The following is a 16,587-nucleotide window of genomic DNA, read 5'->3' as shown; positions in this document are numbered from 1 at the left end:
GCCTCGGTGGCAGCCTGGAACGCCCGGCCACCGTGCCGGGCGTTTCTCGTTCCGGTCCCCGAGATCACCCGCGACCCGCCGCGTCGGAGCTGTTGCCGTCGGCAGCGACCTGCCGGCCGCTCGGGTGCAGCGCTTTCAGACCGGCCCTGGCCTGCTGCACCCATTGCAGGCGCGGTGCCGTTCGCGGTTCTGCCGCGCTGTAGCATGCGTCATGGATCGAGCCGACCTTCTGGCACCCATGGCCCCTGGCGAGCTGCTCCGCGCCTGGTTCCAGCGTCACGCACGTGTGTTCGTGCTCACCGGCGCGGGAATCAGCACCGGATCCGGCATTCCTGATTACCGCGACGCGTCCGGCGCGTGGAAGCGACCGGCGCCGGTGACGTGGCAGGCCTTCACCGCGGACACGGCGGTGTACCGCCGTTACTGGGCGCGCAGTTATGTCGGCTGGCCGCGCTTCTCGGCAGCCCGTCCGAACGACGCCCACCACGCATTCGCCGCGCTGGAGAACGCCGGGCGGATCAGCATGCTGCTGACCCAGAACGTCGATGGCCTGCACCAGGCCGCCGGGAGCCGCAACATCGTGGACCTGCACGGCCGCCTGGACGCCGTGGTCTGCCTGGGTTGCGGGGACCGCCATGCGCGCACGGCGCTGCAGTCGAGGCTGGCGGACGACAACCCGCAGTGGCAGGCGCGGACGGCGGGGGCCGCGCCGGATGGCGATGCCGACATCGACCCCGCGGCCGAGCACGCGTTCGCACCCCCGTACTGCATGCACTGCGGCGGCCTGCTCAAACCCGACGTCGTGTTTTTCGGGGAGAACGTGCCGCGCGCGCGGGTCGCCGCCGCTACCGCGGCGCTCGCCGACAGCGACGCGATGCTCGTCGTCGGGTCTTCGCTGATGGTCTATTCCGGATTCCGCTTCGCGCGCATGGCGGCGGAAGCCGGCACGCCACTCGCGATTCTCAATCGCGGCACCACGCGCGCCGACGACCTGGCGACGCTGAAGGTCGACAGCGGGATCGACGCAGGCCTGGCCTGGATCCACGCGGAGAGGACCGCGTCGCTCAGCCCTGGACGAACAGCCCGCGATAGCGAGGCGTGACGTGCGGCAGCAGGACGGCCGCGGGCACTTCGACCGTCTGCACGCCGTCCGAGTACGGGCCGACCTGGTAGGGGGGAAACACGAAGCGCACACCGGCGAGCTTGCCACCGCTGCCCAGCACCGGCTCGAACTGCTGGTAGTTGCCGACGTCCGCGCCTGAGCCCTCGTCGATCATCCGTCCCGCCGAGCGCATCAGGCGGAGGCGTTCGTCCGGCTCGAGCTCGTCGGCATCGAGGCGCTGCGAAAGCGCTGCATGCAGCTGCTCGCGGACGAAGGCCGAAATCGCCCGCCAGTCCTCCTCGTCTTCGATCAGGGCACCGGCGGTCAGCAGACGCTCTTCGGCGACCAGCCAGACGAACCGTTCGATCAGCGGGTTGTCGTGCGCGCCACCGGTGTAGCTGCTGCCGTCGGCCGCGATCGCGAGCAGTTCCGGTGTATCGGCCACGGTACTGAAGCTCAGGGACAGGTCGTACATCGTGCCCGCCGGCAGCTCGGCACCACGTACCGCCTCCATCAGCTCGTCGCGCGCGCGTTGCGCATACCGGTGAAGCTCGGCGGCCAGCCCCGGATACCGGTTGGCCTCGGGCGGATAGCTGATGCCGACGATGAACTTCGCGTCCATCTCGACGACATCCTCGAGCCGCGGCGGGGCCTCGCCCAGCGGCTGCACGTCGGCGGCCGGAGTGGCCGGCGCGGCAGACGCCGGGGGCGCCTCGCGCTGGCACGCAAGAAGCATCACCGGCAACAGACCACAGACCACCAGCCGTTTCATCGAATCGATCCCCCTGCCGCCCTGCGGCGCCGTTACTCACGCAACGCTAACGCGGGCGCCGTGGCTCCCTCGTGACGGCGTGGCGGTTCCAGATGGAAAAAGCCCCGGGTGTCTCCACCCGGGGCCGAGGTCTTGCGCGATGCGCAGGCGGTTACTCCGCCTGCACCTCGTCGGCCTGCAGGCCCTTCTGGCCCTGCACGACCTTGAAGGACACCTTCTGGCCTTCCTGCAGCGACTTGAAGCCGGTGCCCTGGATCGAGCGGAAGTGGACGAAGAGGTCCTGTCCGCTTTCCGGGGTGATGAAGCCGAAGCCCTTGGCATCGTTGAACCACTTGACGGTTCCGGTCTGGCGGCCATCTGACATCGTTGGTACTCCTTGAAGCAGTTGAAATGGGAACACGACATCTGCCGACGCTTGGGTCCGATGTCGCGACTGTCGAGCAAGGGGTAACGCATAACGATGGAGCGGATCGTCCAGGCCGTCGAACTGGCCCTACAGTGGTGGATCTACCGCATCGGAGCCACGATGGACCGTGATCCCGCCTTGAACAGTGCCCGAACGATATCGCATCTCGCGACGGAAATGTGGCCCTTCGATCGGCCCGGGGCAGAACCTGACCCTCGGCGTCATCGGGCGGAATCTCCCGGGGCGGAGCCGGCGATCTCGCGGTCAGCCGCCGATGGAGGCTGGCGGCGCACGCGCGAGGGCCGCCGCCTCCAACCTGGTTCGGGGGACGCCGGCACTTTCCGGCTGACCCGGCCGCGGTTTTTCAGCACAGGCCGGCGCTCGGCACGACCCCACGTCGGCCGGGTGCCGGGACCGGCGCCAGCGGCTTCGCGACATGCTCCCGCGCGCAGCGGGCTCTCTTGCGCGTCTCGACATCCGGGTGGGGGCCGCGGTGCGCCCCCACCCGGGCCCCTTACTTCGAGCGGTGGTCGCGCTTGCCCTGGTTCTTCCGGTCGCGCGTGCTGATGCTGCCCTGGATGGAGGTCTGGCGGATTTCGCCCGCATGCAGGTCCAGCGCACGCGAACGCGCCTGGCCGGACTGGAAACCGGGTGCCTGCTGCGCAGTCCCCTCGGCCGAGATGCCTTCCCAGGGCTTGGGTTGGGCCGCGTCCTGGGCCTGCCGCTCGAGCAGTTCGCGGGTATTGGCGAGCGCACGCTCTGGGGAGATCCGCCGCTTGCCGCCCGGCTTCGTCGCGCTGGCACCCTCCCCTCGCGCGGCCCCGCCGCGCGATCCCGCACTCCCGCGGCCCGTCCGGCCGCTGGTGGACTCCGCAGGGCGACCTTCGGCCCGGTTGCGTCCGGCCGCACGCGGCGAAGACGCCTTGGCCGCGCGGCCGGAGGTACTCGTTGCCTTGGCAGGGGCCTTGTCGGCGCGGGATGCATCCGTGGCACCCGTGCGCGCACGGGTCGTTTTCTTCGATGCAGCCTGCGTGGTCGTGGCCGGACTGGAGGCGGTCTTCTTCGCAGACGTCTTCTTCGTTGCGGCTCTGCCGGCGGACGCTTTCTTCGCGGCCTTCTTCGCGGTCTTCTTCACCGCCGGAGTAGCGGCGCCCGTCGCCTTCGCGGGCGCGCCGCGCTTCGCCTGCGGCGTGCGGGTCTGCTGCTGCGACTCGAGCCGGGTCAGGATGTCGGCCAACAACTCGGCCTTCTCGCCGCTGCGGGCATTGCCCTGCCCCGCGCGGCCGGATTTGCTGCCGGTCGCTGTGCGCAGTGCGAGCCGTTGCCGCTTCTCGAGATCACGTGCGCGGTCGCGCGCGGTCCGTGCGCGGGTGATCAACCGCGCGAGCTGTGCATCGCTGTGGGCGCGCAGCGCGTTGGCCCGGCTGTCATCGAAAAGACCCATCTCGGTCGAGCTGAGCAGACTGGTGGCTTTGGCACGCGTGACTGCCATGGATTCGCACTCCAACGTTTGGATGTGCCCGCAGCAATATCACGCAACCGATGCAAGAGCGGTGATCGGCGCCGTCGCCGAAGACGTGGGCAGCGCGCGCGTGTGCCGCGCGCGGGCCGGTGATGGCTCAGAACGAAGGCGAGGCGAGACGCTCGAGGAACACGCCGATGATCCGCGGCTCCATCATCGCAGTGAACAGAAGGCCGTAACCCGCGCCCCACAGATGCGCACTGTGGTTGATGTTGTCGCCGCCGCGCCGGTCCATCCAGATGCTGTAGCCGATGTACGCCACGCCGAACACGATGGCCGGCATCGGGATGAAGAACACCAGCAGCAGTGCCCACGGGTTGATCAGGATCGATGCGAACAGCACCGCCGACACCGCGCCGGACGCGCCCAGGCTGCGGTAATTGGGATCCTGCCGGTGGCGCAGGTAGGTCGGCAGGATCGCGACCAGGATCGCCGACAGGTAGAACAGCAGGAAGCCCACCGGTCCGATGTAGGGCGCGAACGCACGTTCGATGGTGCCGCCGAAGAAGAACAGCGTGATCATGTTGAACAGCAGGTGCTGCCAGTCCGCGTGGATGAAGCCGTGCCCGAGCAGGCGGTCGTACTGCTTGTAGCGGTCCACCGCCGGCGGCCACAGGATCAATCGCGCCAGCAGCTGCGGACGCTCGAACGCCTGCCACGACACCAGCACGGTGATCGCGATCAGGATGAGGGTGACGGGTCCGGCATTCATGGGCGTGCTGCATCCAGGGTCATGCGATGCGGTAATTGTCCTGCATCGGATAGCGGCGTGCGTAAACCCCGAACGCAAGCGCCGCCACGAAGGCGAAGCCCGCGAAGAAGAACATCAGGAAGGCGTTCTCGCTCAGGCCGGTCGAGGCGATGTACGCAGTCACCGCCTCGTTGCGCACCCCGGCGTTGGTGATCAGGACCCACAGGCTGCCGAAGGTGCTGGTGAGGTACCAGAACGCCATGATCACGCCCTTCATCGCCTGCGGCGCCTGGCTGTAGGCGAATTCCAGCGCGGTCGCCGACACCAGCACCTCGCCGAAGGTCAGCAGCAGATACGGCAGCGACTGCCACGCGAGCGAGACCTGCTGGCCGTCGTCGATCCACAGCTGCAGCACGCCCGCGACGATCCACGAGGTGCCGGAAATCGCGATGCCCCAGCCCATGCGCTTGAGCGGGGTCACGTCGACGCCCCAGCCGCGCAGCAGCGGATACAGCACCAGGTTGTTGAACGGGATCAGCAGCATCACCAGCAGCGGATTGAGCGCCTGCATCTGCGCCGGGTTGTCGATCAGCCAGCTCGGCCACCACCAGGCCGCGTGCGGGACGATCATCTCCCGGCCCTGGATGATCCAGGTGGAGGCCTTCTGGTCGAACAGCGACCAGAACGGGGTGACCAGTGCGAACACGATCAGGATCCGCAGCACGGCGCGCACGCCGTCCACCGCGGCATCCGGATGCGCGCCGCGCGCGCGTTCGAGCTGCATCGACGCGCCCCAGCCGCCCAGCGCGATGATCACGCCCAGCGACAGGCAGGCGGTGATCACGAAGCCGAAACTGGTGGGCCACCACGGCAGTGCGACCGTCGCCGATAGCGCCCACAGCAGCAGCATCGCCACCGCCGACACCACGCCGACCATCGCGACCAGCAGGCCCGGGCGGCCCTGCCCCTGCGCCTGCGCGCGCAGCGCCGTTCGGATCACAACCGAGAACGCATCCGGATCCTGCCGCGACGGTGGCACGTTGACGTAATGCCTGCGCCCCAGCCAGAACACCACGGTGGCGATGAACATCAGCACGCCCGGCACACCGAAGGCGATGGCCGGTCCGTAGATGTCGAGCAGGCGCGGCGCCAGCAAGGACGCGAAGAACGAGCCGAAGTTGATGATCCAGTAGAACGCGTCGAAGACCAGCTTGGCCCTGCTCTTGTTGGTCTGGTCGAACTGGTCGCCGCAGAACGACACCACCAGTGGCTTGATGCCGCCCGAACCCAGCGCGATCAGGAACAGCCCCGTGTAGAACCCGTTGGCGTTGTTCTCGAACAACGCCAGGCAGGCGTGGCCGGCGCAGTAGATCAGCGAGAACCACAGGATGGTGTGGTACTTGCCGAAGAACCGGTCGGCGAGCCATCCCCCCAGCAGCGGGAAGAAGTACACGCCGATGACGAACATGTGGAAGATGTCCTTCGCCGCCGCGTCGCGCTCGCTGCCCTGCGGCAGGTAGCCGAGCAGCACCGAGCCGATCAGGAAGGGCACCAGGATGTTGCGCATGCCGTAGAAGCTGAAACGCTCGCAGGCCTCGTTGCCGATGATGTAGCCGATCTGGCGCGGCATGCGGCCGGGGGCGGCCGGATCCGAGGGGTGGGCGGGGATGGACATCGGCGCGGCCGGCGGTGGAAAGGCGGCAAGCGTAGTCGATTGACGGGCGCGCGCGACGCCCCGGCCACGCGCGGCCGGGACACGGGCCTCGGGTACCATCCGGGGCCCGTTCCCCGCCCGTTGCCCGCCCATGCCGATGCCCTCCGTTGCGCGCCGTGCGCTGCTGCCGCTGATGCTTCTTGCCGCGCTGCCCGCGGGCGCCAGCCCACCTGCGGAACTGTCCACCCACGCCGAGCGCAGCGGGTTCACCGAAACCGGTCGCTACGACGAGACCATCGCGCTGTGCGCCGCCTTCGAGCGCCGCTATCCGGATGCCGTGCGCTGCTTCGATTTCGGGGTGTCGCCCGAGGGGCGCCCGATGAAGGCGCTGGCGGTCTCCCGCAGCGGCGCGCTCACGCCCGCGGCGGCGCGCGCCGCCGGGCTCCCGGTGGTGCTGATCCAGGGCGGCATCCACGCCGGCGAGATCGACGGCAAGGATGCGGGCTTCCTCGCGCTGCGCGAAGTGCTCGCGGGCGAGGCCGCGCCGGGCGTTCTCGACCGTCAGGTGCTGGTGTTCGTTCCGGTGTTCAGCGTCGACGGCCACGAGCGCTTCGGTGCGTGGAACCGCCCGAACCAGCGCGGTCCGCGCGAGATGGGCTGGCGCACGACCGCGCAGAACCTCAACCTCAACCGGGACTACGCCAAGGCCGACAGCCCGGAAATGCAGGCGATGCTGGCGCTGGTCGAAGACTGGGATCCGTTGGCGACCATCGACCTGCACGCCACCAACGGCGCCCAGTTCGAGCACGACATCTCGATCCAGGTGGAGCCGGTGCACGCGGGTGATGCGGCCCTGCGGCGGATCGGGCTCGCCTTCCGCGATGGCGTGATCGCCGATCTCGCCGCGCAGGGTTCCTTGCCGCTGCCGTTCTACCCGTCCTTCGTGCGCCACGACGAGCCCGATTCCGGGTTCGAGGACGGCGTTTCCACGCCGCGGTTCTCCACCGGGTACTTCCCGCTGCGCAACCGCCTGGCGATGCTGGTGGAGACGCATTCGTGGAAGGACTACCCGGTGCGCGTGCGCATCACCCGCAACACGATCATCTCGGTCCTCGAGCACATCGCGCGCAACGGACGCGCCTGGCTCGACGTCGTGGGCCAGGCCGACCGGCGCGCGGCCGCGCTCGGCGGACGCCCGCTCGCGCTGGACTTCCGCACGTCCGGACCGGCGCGCACCATCGAGTTCCGCGGGTATGCCTACACCCGGACACAGTCCGAGGTCTCGGGCGCGCTGATGACGCGCTACGACGAGACCACGCCGCAGATCTGGCGCGTGCCACTGCGCGACCGGGTGGAACCCTCGTCGAGCGTGACCCTGCCGCGGGCGGGCTACGTGGTGCCGGCTGCACACGCCGCCTGGGTCGGTGCGGCGCTGCGGCACCACGGCATCGTCTACACGCCGCTCGACGCCGCGCGCCCCGGACTTGCGGTCGAAGCGTTCCGCGCGACGCTGGCCACGCCTTCGAGCACGTCGGTCGAGGGCCACCAGCGGCTCACGGTCGAAGGCGCCTGGGCGCGGGAGTCGGCGGACGTCGGTGCCGGTGCGCTCTATGTCCCGATCGCCCAGCCGAAGGCACGCCTGGTGGCGGCCCTGCTGGAGCCGCAGGCGCCGGATTCGCTGCTCGCCTGGGGCCGGTTCAACACCCACTTCGAGCGCAAGGAGTACATGGAGGACTACGTCGCCGAGCAGGTCGCACGCGACATGCTGACGGCCGATCCGGCGCTGCGCCGCGAGTTCGAGGCACGCCTGCGCGAGGACCCGGCGTTCGCGGGCGACCCGAAAGCCCGGCTCGAGTTCTTCTATCGTCGCCACAGCGCCTGGGATACGCGGCTCAACCTCTACCCGGTCCTGCGCGTCGCACGCGCGCCGGTACGCTGATGCGGCTCCTGCTGGCCGCGGCCTGCGCCCTGCTCCTGGCGGCCTGCGCCGGCGCGCCCGCACGTGGCGCCGCGGCCGCGCCCGGGCTGCGCGTGGTGACCCTCAACATCTACCACGACCGCGCCGATTGGCCGGCGCGCCTGCCGCTGATCGTGGCGCAACTGCGTGCGCTCGATGCCGACGTCATCGCGTTGCAGGAGGTGCTGCAGACGGAGACGCTGCCCAACCAGGCCGAGACGCTGGCTGCCGCGCTCGGACACTCGGTGCAGTTCGTCTCGGTGGACGGCGAAGACCGCGCGCGCCGCTACGGCAATGCGCTGCTGACTCGATTGCCCGTGCAGGCGCGCGACTGGACGCGGCTGGCCCCATACGAGGACGGCCGCAGCATGGGCCGTGCGCGCGTCGTGTTCCGGGGCCAGCCGGTCGAGGTGTTCTTCACCCATCTGCATTCGGCGCAGAACGGCGCGACAGTGCGCCGACGCCAGCTCGAGGACGCCGCGGACTGGATCGCACGTTCGACGGGCGATGCACCGATCCTGGTGATGGGCGATTTCAACGCCCGGGCCGGCGCTGCGGAGCTTGAGAGCCTCGCCGGGTTCGTCGATGTCTACCAGGCCCACCACCCGGATGCCGGGCCCACGACGCCGACCACGCTCAATCCGCATTTCTTCCCCGATCTGCGCGGCCGGATCGATCTGGTGTTCGCGGAAGCCGGCCGGTTCGACGTCCGCGACGCACGCATCGTGGTCGATACCCCCGACGCGGCCGGCACCTGGCCCTCGGACCACTTCGGCGTCTATGTCGAAGTGACGCCCCGCCCCGTTGGTGCGTCACGTTGAGCCTGTGTTCCGCACGCCGGCGGCAGGCTGGCCGTCCCGCGTTCCGTCACGGAGACACCCCATGTCGCGCACCCTGGTCCGTTTCCTCGCCCTGCCGCTCTCGGTCGCCGCCCTGATGACCGCCTGCCAGACGCACCCGTCCGCCACCGGGGCCACGCCCCCCACCGGGACGGCGCCAGCGACAGGAGCCCAGGTGCGCGTGCACGGCGAGGCGATGTACTTCGAGAAGATGCTGTTGCCGGAAGGCAACCGGCTGCGCGTGCAGGTGATCGACACGCAATTGGCCGACTCCCCGCAGGCGGTGATCGCCGAACAGGTGAGCACGGTCGGCAACGGGCCGTACGCGTTCGAGCTGGACGTGCCGCGGCAGCGGCTGCGCGCTGGAGGCCAATACGGCCTGCATGCCTCGCTGACGATGCCAGACGGCGCCCTGCGCTTCGTCACCGACACGCGTGTTCCGTTGACCATCGGCGACGACAGCACCGACGTGCATATCGGCCGCGTGCGGCTGCGCCACGTCCAGCCCGAATGATCCGTCGGGCCGACGCCCCTCAGGCGTTGACGAAGCGAACGCGCCGGGTGATGCCGCAGGTCAGCGCGTACGAAATGGTCCCCGCGGCCTCGGCGACGGTCTCCACCGGCAGCGCCTCGCCCCACAGCACCACGGGATCCCCCGCGCGGGCCGCGCTCTGGCCGCGCAGGTCGATCGTCATCAGGTCCATCGACACCCGGCCGGCGATCGCCGCCGGTCGACCGTTGACCAGCACCGGGGTGCCGGCCGGGGCGAGCCGCGGATAGCCGTCGCCGTAGCCGACGGCCGCCACGCCGACCGGCATGTCCTCCGGCGCTTCCCAGGTCGCCGAGTAGCCGATGCGCTCACCCTTCGCCACGCGGTTCACCGCCAGCAGCCGGGTCTCGAAGGTCATCGCCGGACGCAGACCGAACGCGGCGCCCGTGCGCCCGGCGACCACCGACATGCCGTAGAGCGCGCCGCCGGGGCGGATCCAGTCGCCATGGCTGTCGGGCCAGCCGAGCACCGCCGCCGAATTGGCCAGCGAGCGCGGACCTTCGAGGCCCTCGGTCGCCGCCGCGAACGCGCGCAACTGCGCGGGCGTCTGCGCGCCGTTGCGCGAATGGGCATCGAACTCGTCGGAACTCGCGAAATGCGTCATCAGCACGATCTCGCCGGTCACACCCCTGGCGGCGCGCAGCCGTGCGTACGCCTCGCGTACCTGCCCGGGCGGAAACCCCAGGCGGTGCATGCCGGTGTCGATCTTCAGCCAGACCCGGATCGGCGGACCGTCGGTCTGCTCGAGCAGCTCCAGCTGCGCGGCGTGATGGACGATCGCCTCGGCACCCAGGGCCCGCAGCTGGTCGAGATCGTCCGCGCTGTCGAACCCCGACAGCACCAGCACGGGCTGGCGCAAACCGGCTGCGCGGATGCGCGCCGCATCCTCGATCGCGGCCACCCCGAAGGCATCCGCCCCGGCCAGCGCGAGGGCAGCGGTCTCGAGGCCGTGTCCGTAACCGTCGGCCTTGACCATCGCCATTAGCCGGCGGCCGTCCGCGCGCGCGCGCACCGCCTGCAGGTTGTGGCGCAAAGCATCGGTGTGGATGGTGGCGGTGATCGGGCGGGCCATGCGGGCGCTTGTGGAATGCGGTGGAAAGCGCCGCCTATTCTGCCTGCGCACGCACGCCGCGGACACGGCGGGCAGCGTGATCGGCGCGCGGACGCTATTCGAAGCTGCCGACGGAATCGTGCGAGAGGTTGTCGAACCGGGTGTATTCACCGAAGAACTTCAGCTTCACCGAGCCCGTCGGGCCGCTACGCTGCTTGCCGATGATGATCTCGGCCAGGCCCTTGTCCGGCGACGTTTCCTTGTTGTAGTAGTCATCGCGATAGATGAAGACGATCACGTCGGCGTCCTGCTCGATCGCGCCGGATTCGCGCAGGTCGGCCATCACCGGACGCTTGTCGGCGCGCGTTTCCAGCGAGCGGTTGAGCTGCGACAGCGCCATCACCGGCACGTTGAGCTCCTTGGCCAGGCCCTTGAGCGAGCGCGAGATCTCCGAGATCTCGGTCGCACGGTTCTCGCTGTTGCCCGGCACCGACATCAGCTGCAGGTAGTCGATGACGATCAGGCCGAGATCGTGCTCGCGCTTGAGGCGCCGGCACTTCGCGCGCAGCACGTCGGGCGACAGGCCCGGCGTGTCGTCGATGAAGATCTTGGTTTCCTTGAGCATGCGGATCGCGCTGCTCACCCGGCTCCAGTCCTCGTCCTCGAGCTGGCCGGTGCGCAGGCGCGTGGCGTTGATGCGGCCGTTGGATGAAATCAGGCGCAGCGCGAGCTGGCTGGCCGACATTTCCATCGAGAACACACCGACCGCCTTCTTGGTCTTGATCGCCGCGTACTCGGCGATGTTCAGCGCGAAGGTCGTCTTGCCCATGGCCGGACGCGCGGCGAGGATCAGCAGGTCCGTGGGCTGCAGGCCCGCGGTCATCTCGTCGAACTCGCTGTAACCGGTCGGCAGACCGGTGACACCGCCGCCGTTGTTGTAGCGGGTCTGCAGCACGTCGAAGGCGTCGGCCATCGCCTTGTTGATCGCGACGAAGTCCGTGCGTCCCTGCGCACCGGCCTCGGCGATCTTGAACACCTGCTGCTCGGCCTTGGCGAGGATTTCGCTGCTGTCGCGGCCATCGGGCTGGAAGCCGTCGTTGACGATCTCGGTGCCGACGTCGATCAGCTGGCGCAGGATCGCCTTGTCGCGGACGATCTCGGCGTAGGCGCGGATGTTCGCGGCCGAGGGGGTGGTACTCGCCAGCTCCCCGAGATAGGCGCCGCCGGCGACGAGTTCGGACAGGCCGTTGGATTCGAACCACTCGCCCAGCGTGACCGCATCGAACGGCCGGCTCTTCTCGGCCAGTTCCTGGATCGCGGCGTAGATCTTCTGATGATCGCGGCGATAGAAGTCCTCCGACACCAGCAGGTCGGCGATGCGGTCGTAGGCATCGGGCACGAGCATCAGACCGCCGAGCACGGCCTGCTCGGCCTCGATCGACTGCGGTGGAATGCGCAGCTGTTCGACGCGCGAATCGGCGCGGTGGTCGTTGCGGTACTCGGGACGTGCGGACATGGACGGGTTCACCGGAAGCGCCGCGCATCGGGACGCGGCGGTCGATGCTAGTGCGGCAGGCTGTGGATACGCGACCCCACAACCTGTGGATAAGCACGCAGGATGCGCGCGCGGCGTCGCGCAGGATGCGACGCGTCGCAGGTGCGGCCGCCGCTCCACGCGCACGGCGCGCAATCAGGGCGCCGTAAACGAAACGGGCGCCCTGGGGCGCCCGTTCCGCGAAGCGGTTGCGATCCCGACGGGATCAGGCGACCTCGCCCTGGATCACGACCTTGACGGTCGTCTCGGCATCGGCGTGGAGATGGATCACCACCTCGTATTCGCCGGTGTTGCGGAACGCGCCTTCGCCGAGCACCACTTCCGACTTGTTGACCGGAGTGACGGCCTTGGTCAGCGCCTCGGCGATCTCGCGCGGGCCGACCGAACCGTACAGCTTGCCCTCGGTCGATGCGTTGGCGTAGATCGTCACGCTGGCGTCTTCCAGCTTGGCGAGGCGGCTCTGCGCCTCGTCGAGCTGCGACTGCGCCTTGGCCTCGTACTCGGCGCGGCGCGCCTCGAACTCGGCGATGTTGGTCGCCGTGGCCGGCACGGCCTTGCCCTGGGGCACCAGGAAGTTGCGGCCGTAGCCCGGCTTCACGTTGACCTTGTCACCGAGGTTGCCGAGGTTGGTGACCTTCTGCAGGAGGATCAGTTGCATGGTGTTGCTCCGTATTCGTTAGCGGCGCCATCGGCGCCGCAACGGTTGCTGTCCGAACCGGACAAGATGCGTCGGGTGCTCGCGCGCCTCAGACGTTGTGGTTGTCGGTGTACGGGATCAGCGCCAGAAAACGCGCGCGCTTGACGGCAGTCGCCAGCTGACGCTGGTATTTCGACTTGGTGCCGGTGATGCGGCTCGGCACAATCTTGCCGTTCTCGGTGAGGTTCTGGCGCAGGGTGTTGAGATCCTTGTAGTCGATCTCCTTGACGCCCTCGGCGGTGAACTTGCAGAACTTGCGGCGGCGGAAAAACTTGGACATGAGCGTGATCCTCAGGCGGCTTCGGCGGAATCGGACTTGTCGGCGGTGCCCTCGGCATCGCTGCCGGCGGTCTCGCCCTCGTCGTCACGACGACGACGCTCGCCGCGCTCGGGCTTGTCGCCCTTGTCGTCCTTGTTCTTCATGATCAGCGACTGCTCGGTGTCGGCCTCGTCGCGGCGGACCACGAGGTGGCGCAGCACGGCGTCGTTGAAGCGGAACGCTTCGACCAGCTCGTCGAGGCCGGCCTGGCCGACTTCGATGTTGAACAGCACGTAGTGCGCCTTGACCAGGTTGTTGATCGGATACGCCAGCTGGCGGCGACCCCAGTCCTCTAGGCGGTGGATGGTGCCTTCGGCGCCCTCGATCATCGACTTGTAACGCTCGATCATCGCCGGGACCTGCTCGCTCTGGTCCGGATGGACCAGGAACACGACTTCATAATGACGCATGGTGGTTTCCTTTCGGATATCGACCGCGCCGATGCGGCGGCGGTCCGGATAGCCCCCCGTCGCGGCGGACGGTGGGGCAAGGGTCTCCCTCAGCGCAAGGCGCAGGGAGCCGGGCATTCTCACAGATGGCGGGCCGCCGGGCAAGCGCGCCTGGCGCTGCGACATTCGGTCGCAGCGCCCGACCGCCGTATCAATGGTGCAATGGCGCCCGGGCCGATGCGGGCGCGCATGCGCGCACCCGTGCCCCTCCCCCTCTCCGCCACCGCCGGTGGCGCCTGGATCCGACCCCGTGTCTGCCGCTGCCCGCCACCGCCGCGCCACCGACCCCGTGCCTTTCGGCACGGCGTCGGCGCGTGGCTCAGCGCACGGTCTGCAGGGTCCGGCTGAAGGCGAGCGCCGCCAGCGTGACCACAGCGCCGGACAGCAGGTAGTAGCCCACGTAGGCCAGGCCGAATTCGCTGCACAGCCACAAGGCCACCAGTGGCGCGAAGCCCGCGCCCAGCAACCAGGCGATATCCGAGGTCACCGCGGCGCCGGTGTAGCGGTAGATGCTTTCGAAGCGCGACGCGATCGCGTTGCTCGCCTGTCCGAGGGACAGGCCCAGCAGGGCGAAGCCCAGGACCACGTAGGTCGTGCGCCCGGCCGTGGTGTCGGAGCCGAGCAGCGGCGCGGCGACGAAGCTGAAGAGCGCGATCAGCACGGCGGCGATCGCCAGCTGCATGCGCCGGCCCAGCCTGTCGGCCAGCAGGCCCGACAGGATGATGCCGAAGCCGCCGACGATCGAGCCCAGGAACAGGCTGCCGAGGAAATCGGATGCGTCGTGATCGGTGAACAGCGTCGCCCAGCTCAGCGGGAAGATCGTGACCAGGTGGAACATCGCGTAGGTGGCGAGCGGGATCAGCGCGCCCACGAACACCTGCCGGGGATGGGTGCGGATGGTCTCGAAGACCCGGCGCGGCTGCAGTTCGCGCTCGTTGAACAGACGCACGAACTCGGGCGTGATGACCAGACGCAGCCGTGCGAACAGGGCCACGACGTTCAGCGCCAGCGCGACGAAGAACGGGAAGCGCCAGCCCCAGGCCATGAAGTCCTCCGGGCTCAGCGCGCGCACGAACACGAAGAAGAACCCGCAGGCGAGCATGAAGCCGATCGCGGCGCCGAGCTGCGGCATCATCGCGTACCAGCCACGGCGTTCGGCCGGCGCGCTCAGCGACAGCAGCGAGGGCAGGCCGTCCCAGGCGCCGCCCCAGCCCAGACCCTGTCCGAAGCGGAAGACCGCCAGCAGCACCGGCGCCAGCATGCCGACCTGGGCGTAGCTCGGCAGGAAGGCGATCGCCATCGTCGAGCCGCACAGCAGGAACAGCGCGCCGATCAGCTTGGCCGCGCGGCTGAAGTTGCGGTCGACGGCCATGAACACCAGCGAGCCGATCGGACGCGCGATGAAGGCCAGCGAGAAGATCGCGAACGATTTCAGCGTGGCCTGCACCGGGTCGCTGTCGGGAAAGAAGAGGTACGGGAACACCAGAACCGACGCGATGCCGTACACGAAGAAATCGAAGAACTCCGACGTGCGCCCCATCACCACGGGGAAGGCGATCTTGCCCGGGGAGACTTCGAAATCGTCGGTCTCGGGCGCGTCGTCCAGTCCGGTGGTGGCTTGCTCTGCGGCTCGGCTCATCTGCGCGCTCTCTCTCCGGTCGGTTTATGGGCGATAATGGGTGGCACGTTGCATTGTGAACCCGAAACGGCCCCGCGGAGCAAGACGCGCGGCAGCACGGCCGGTCCGGATGCATCCAACACTAACGTCCGCGCCGTAGCGCATCCGTCAATTCGTACGCCCTCCCCTTTGCCGTCGATCACCCAATGAACTCCACACTCCGAGCCCTTGCGCTGCTGTCGGTGGCATTCCTGTTGTCGGGATGCGACTGGACCGTCATGAGTCCCGCGGGCGACATCGCCGTCCAGCAGCGCGACCTGATCGTGCTGTCCACCGTCCTGATGCTGCTGATCATCGTGCCGGTGATCTTCCTCACGTTCTTCTTCGCGTGGAAATACCGCGCGTCGAACAAGGAGGCCGAGTACGCGCCCGACTGGCACCACTCCACGCGCCTGGAACTGGTGATCTGGTCGGCGCCGCTGGCGATCATCCTGGTCCTGGGTACGGTGACCTGGATCGCGACCCACAAGCTCGATCCCTACCGCCCGCTGGACCGGATCGACCCGAACACGCCCGTACCCGAGGGTATCGAACCGCTTGTGGTGGAAGTGGTCGCGCTCGACTGGAAGTGGCTGTTCCTCTACCCCGAGCAGGGCATCGCGACGGTCAACGAGCTGGCCGCGCCGGTCAACGTGCCGATCCAGTTCAAGATCACCTCGTCCTCGATCATGAATTCGTTCTTCATTCCGGCGCTTGCCGGGCAGATCTACGCCATGACCGGCATGGAGACCAAGCTGCACGCGGTGATCAACCACGAAGGCGTCTACAAGGGCTTCTCGGCCAATTACAGCGGCGACGGTTTCTCGCACATGAACTTCAACTTCCACGGCATGAGCCAGGACGGCTTCGACGCGTGGGTGGCGAAGGTGCGCGCCGAGGGCGTCGCCTTCGGGCGCGACGAGTACCTCGAGCTCGAGAAGCCGTCGGAGCGCGAGCCGGTGCGTTATTTCACCGACGTCGACCCGGCGCTCTACGAGGCGATCCTCAACATGTGCGTGGCCCCCGGCACGATGTGCATGCACGAGATGCTGCACATCGACCGCATGGGCGGCGGCGGCGTCGCCAGCCGGGACAACTACGCCCGGCTGCGTTACGACAACCGCCACGCCAACCTTCCGATCGAGGCGCAGGGCGCCACGTTCCCGGAGGCCGGCCGCGACGCGCGCGACACCGAGCCGCAGGGCTTCCAGCCGCGCCCGGTGTCGCCCGAGGACGACACTCCGCAGCCCACCAGCGAAAGCGAGATCGACGAAGGCACCGAGCCCGCCCGCCGGGATCAGACGCCCCAGTCGCAAGGCGCGCCCGGCAAGGCCGGGACCGACGCCGAGGCCGACCGCCGCTGACG

16 protein-coding genes are annotated in these 16,587 nt (G+C 68.8%); 5 read left to right on the top strand and 11 right to left on the bottom strand.

Features of this window, described 5'->3' with window-relative positions:
- Window positions 1-238 precede the first annotated feature (238 nt).
- Complete coding sequence (locus tag H0E82_RS15335; RefSeq protein ID WP_180546598.1) at window positions 239-1,102, top strand: NAD-dependent protein deacetylase; 864 nt, start codon at window positions 239-241, stop codon at window positions 1,100-1,102.
- On the opposite strand, the gene H0E82_RS15330 is transcribed toward H0E82_RS15335, so the two are convergent.
- The 5 genes from H0E82_RS15330 to H0E82_RS15310 all read right to left on the bottom strand — a co-directional run bounded on the left by H0E82_RS15330 (window position 1,065) and on the right by H0E82_RS15310 (window position 6,168).
- The gene (locus H0E82_RS15330; protein ID WP_180546325.1) at window positions 1,065-1,874 is read right to left on the bottom strand and encodes a DUF3298 and DUF4163 domain-containing protein; all 810 of its coding nucleotides are present in this window, start codon (window positions 1,872-1,874) and stop codon (window positions 1,065-1,067) included. The two genes, H0E82_RS15335 and H0E82_RS15330, sit on opposite strands and share 38 nt — an antisense overlap.
- Before the next feature lie 151 nt (window positions 1,875-2,025).
- Window positions 2,026-2,238: a cold-shock protein gene (locus H0E82_RS15325; protein WP_180546324.1), complete on the bottom strand. Its 213-nt coding sequence runs from the start codon at window positions 2,236-2,238 to the stop codon at window positions 2,026-2,028.
- A 556-nt stretch (window positions 2,239-2,794) separates the two neighbouring features.
- Complete coding sequence (locus H0E82_RS15320) at window positions 2,795-3,772, bottom strand: hypothetical protein (protein WP_180546323.1); 978 nt, start codon at window positions 3,770-3,772, stop codon at window positions 2,795-2,797.
- Between the two features lie 127 nt (window positions 3,773-3,899).
- The gene (locus H0E82_RS15315; RefSeq protein WP_180546322.1) at window positions 3,900-4,514 is read right to left on the bottom strand and encodes a rhomboid family intramembrane serine protease; all 615 of its coding nucleotides are present in this window, start codon (window positions 4,512-4,514) and stop codon (window positions 3,900-3,902) included.
- 19 nt (window positions 4,515-4,533) lie between these two features.
- A complete protein-coding gene (locus H0E82_RS15310) occupies window positions 4,534-6,168 on the bottom strand; it encodes a POT-type proton-dependent oligopeptide transporter (protein ID WP_235974332.1) in 1,635 nt (544 codons plus the stop codon).
- Window positions 6,169-6,304: 136 nt separating this feature from the next.
- Between H0E82_RS15310 and H0E82_RS15305 the strand changes: the two genes are divergently transcribed.
- The 3 genes from H0E82_RS15305 (at window position 6,305) to H0E82_RS15295 (ending at window position 9,457) form a co-directional block, all read left to right on the top strand.
- Complete coding sequence (locus H0E82_RS15305) at window positions 6,305-8,086, top strand: M14 family metallopeptidase (RefSeq protein ID WP_180546596.1); 1,782 nt, start codon at window positions 6,305-6,307, stop codon at window positions 8,084-8,086.
- Window positions 8,086-8,925 carry an endonuclease/exonuclease/phosphatase family protein gene (locus H0E82_RS15300; protein ID WP_180546321.1) on the top strand — a complete coding sequence of 280 codons (840 nt, stop codon included), beginning with the start codon at window positions 8,086-8,088 and terminating at the stop codon, window positions 8,923-8,925. Before H0E82_RS15305 ends, H0E82_RS15300 begins: the two co-directional genes overlap by 1 nt.
- 61 nt (window positions 8,926-8,986) lie before the next feature.
- Window positions 8,987-9,457 (top strand): YbaY family lipoprotein, encoded by a 471-nt coding sequence (locus tag H0E82_RS15295; protein ID WP_180546320.1) that lies wholly within the window; start codon window positions 8,987-8,989, stop codon window positions 9,455-9,457.
- A gap of 19 nt (window positions 9,458-9,476) precedes the next feature.
- Here H0E82_RS15295 and alr read toward each other — a convergent pair whose 3' ends face one another.
- The 6 genes from alr to H0E82_RS15265 form a co-directional block, all read right to left on the bottom strand.
- Window positions 9,477-10,565: an alanine racemase gene (alr, locus tag H0E82_RS15290; protein WP_180546319.1), complete on the bottom strand. Its 1,089-nt coding sequence runs from the start codon at window positions 10,563-10,565 to the stop codon at window positions 9,477-9,479.
- Window positions 10,566-10,659: 94 nt separating this feature from the next.
- Window positions 10,660-12,060 carry a replicative DNA helicase gene (locus H0E82_RS15285; RefSeq protein ID WP_180546318.1) on the bottom strand — a complete coding sequence of 467 codons (1,401 nt, stop codon included), beginning with the start codon at window positions 12,058-12,060 and terminating at the stop codon, window positions 10,660-10,662.
- Between the two features lie 244 nt (window positions 12,061-12,304).
- Complete coding sequence (gene rplI, locus H0E82_RS15280) at window positions 12,305-12,757, bottom strand: 50S ribosomal protein L9 (protein WP_180546317.1); 453 nt, start codon at window positions 12,755-12,757, stop codon at window positions 12,305-12,307.
- 88 nt (window positions 12,758-12,845) lie between these two features.
- On the bottom strand, window positions 12,846-13,076 hold the full coding sequence (rpsR, locus tag H0E82_RS15275; RefSeq protein ID WP_055247656.1) for a 30S ribosomal protein S18: 231 nt from the start codon (window positions 13,074-13,076) through the stop codon (window positions 12,846-12,848).
- An 11-nt stretch (window positions 13,077-13,087) separates the two neighbouring features.
- Window positions 13,088-13,525, bottom strand: coding sequence for a 30S ribosomal protein S6 (rpsF, locus tag H0E82_RS15270; protein WP_180546316.1), 438 nt, complete (start codon window positions 13,523-13,525; stop codon window positions 13,088-13,090).
- 358 nt (window positions 13,526-13,883) lie between these two features.
- Complete coding sequence (locus H0E82_RS15265) at window positions 13,884-15,203, bottom strand: MFS transporter (protein ID WP_180546315.1); 1,320 nt, start codon at window positions 15,201-15,203, stop codon at window positions 13,884-13,886.
- A gap of 185 nt (window positions 15,204-15,388) precedes the next feature.
- On the opposite strand from H0E82_RS15265, the gene cyoA reads away from it, so the two are divergent.
- Window positions 15,389-16,585 carry a ubiquinol oxidase subunit II gene (cyoA, locus tag H0E82_RS15260; protein WP_180546314.1) on the top strand — a complete coding sequence of 399 codons (1,197 nt, stop codon included), beginning with the start codon at window positions 15,389-15,391 and terminating at the stop codon, window positions 16,583-16,585.
- Window positions 16,586-16,587: the final 2 nt, after the last annotated feature.

Source organism: Luteimonas deserti (assembly GCF_013425765.1).
GTDB classification, from domain to species: Bacteria; Pseudomonadota; Gammaproteobacteria; order Xanthomonadales; family Xanthomonadaceae; genus Luteimonas; species Luteimonas deserti.
Note: the sequence above shows the minus strand (reverse complement) of the source record. Positions and strands in the feature narration are given on the sequence as shown.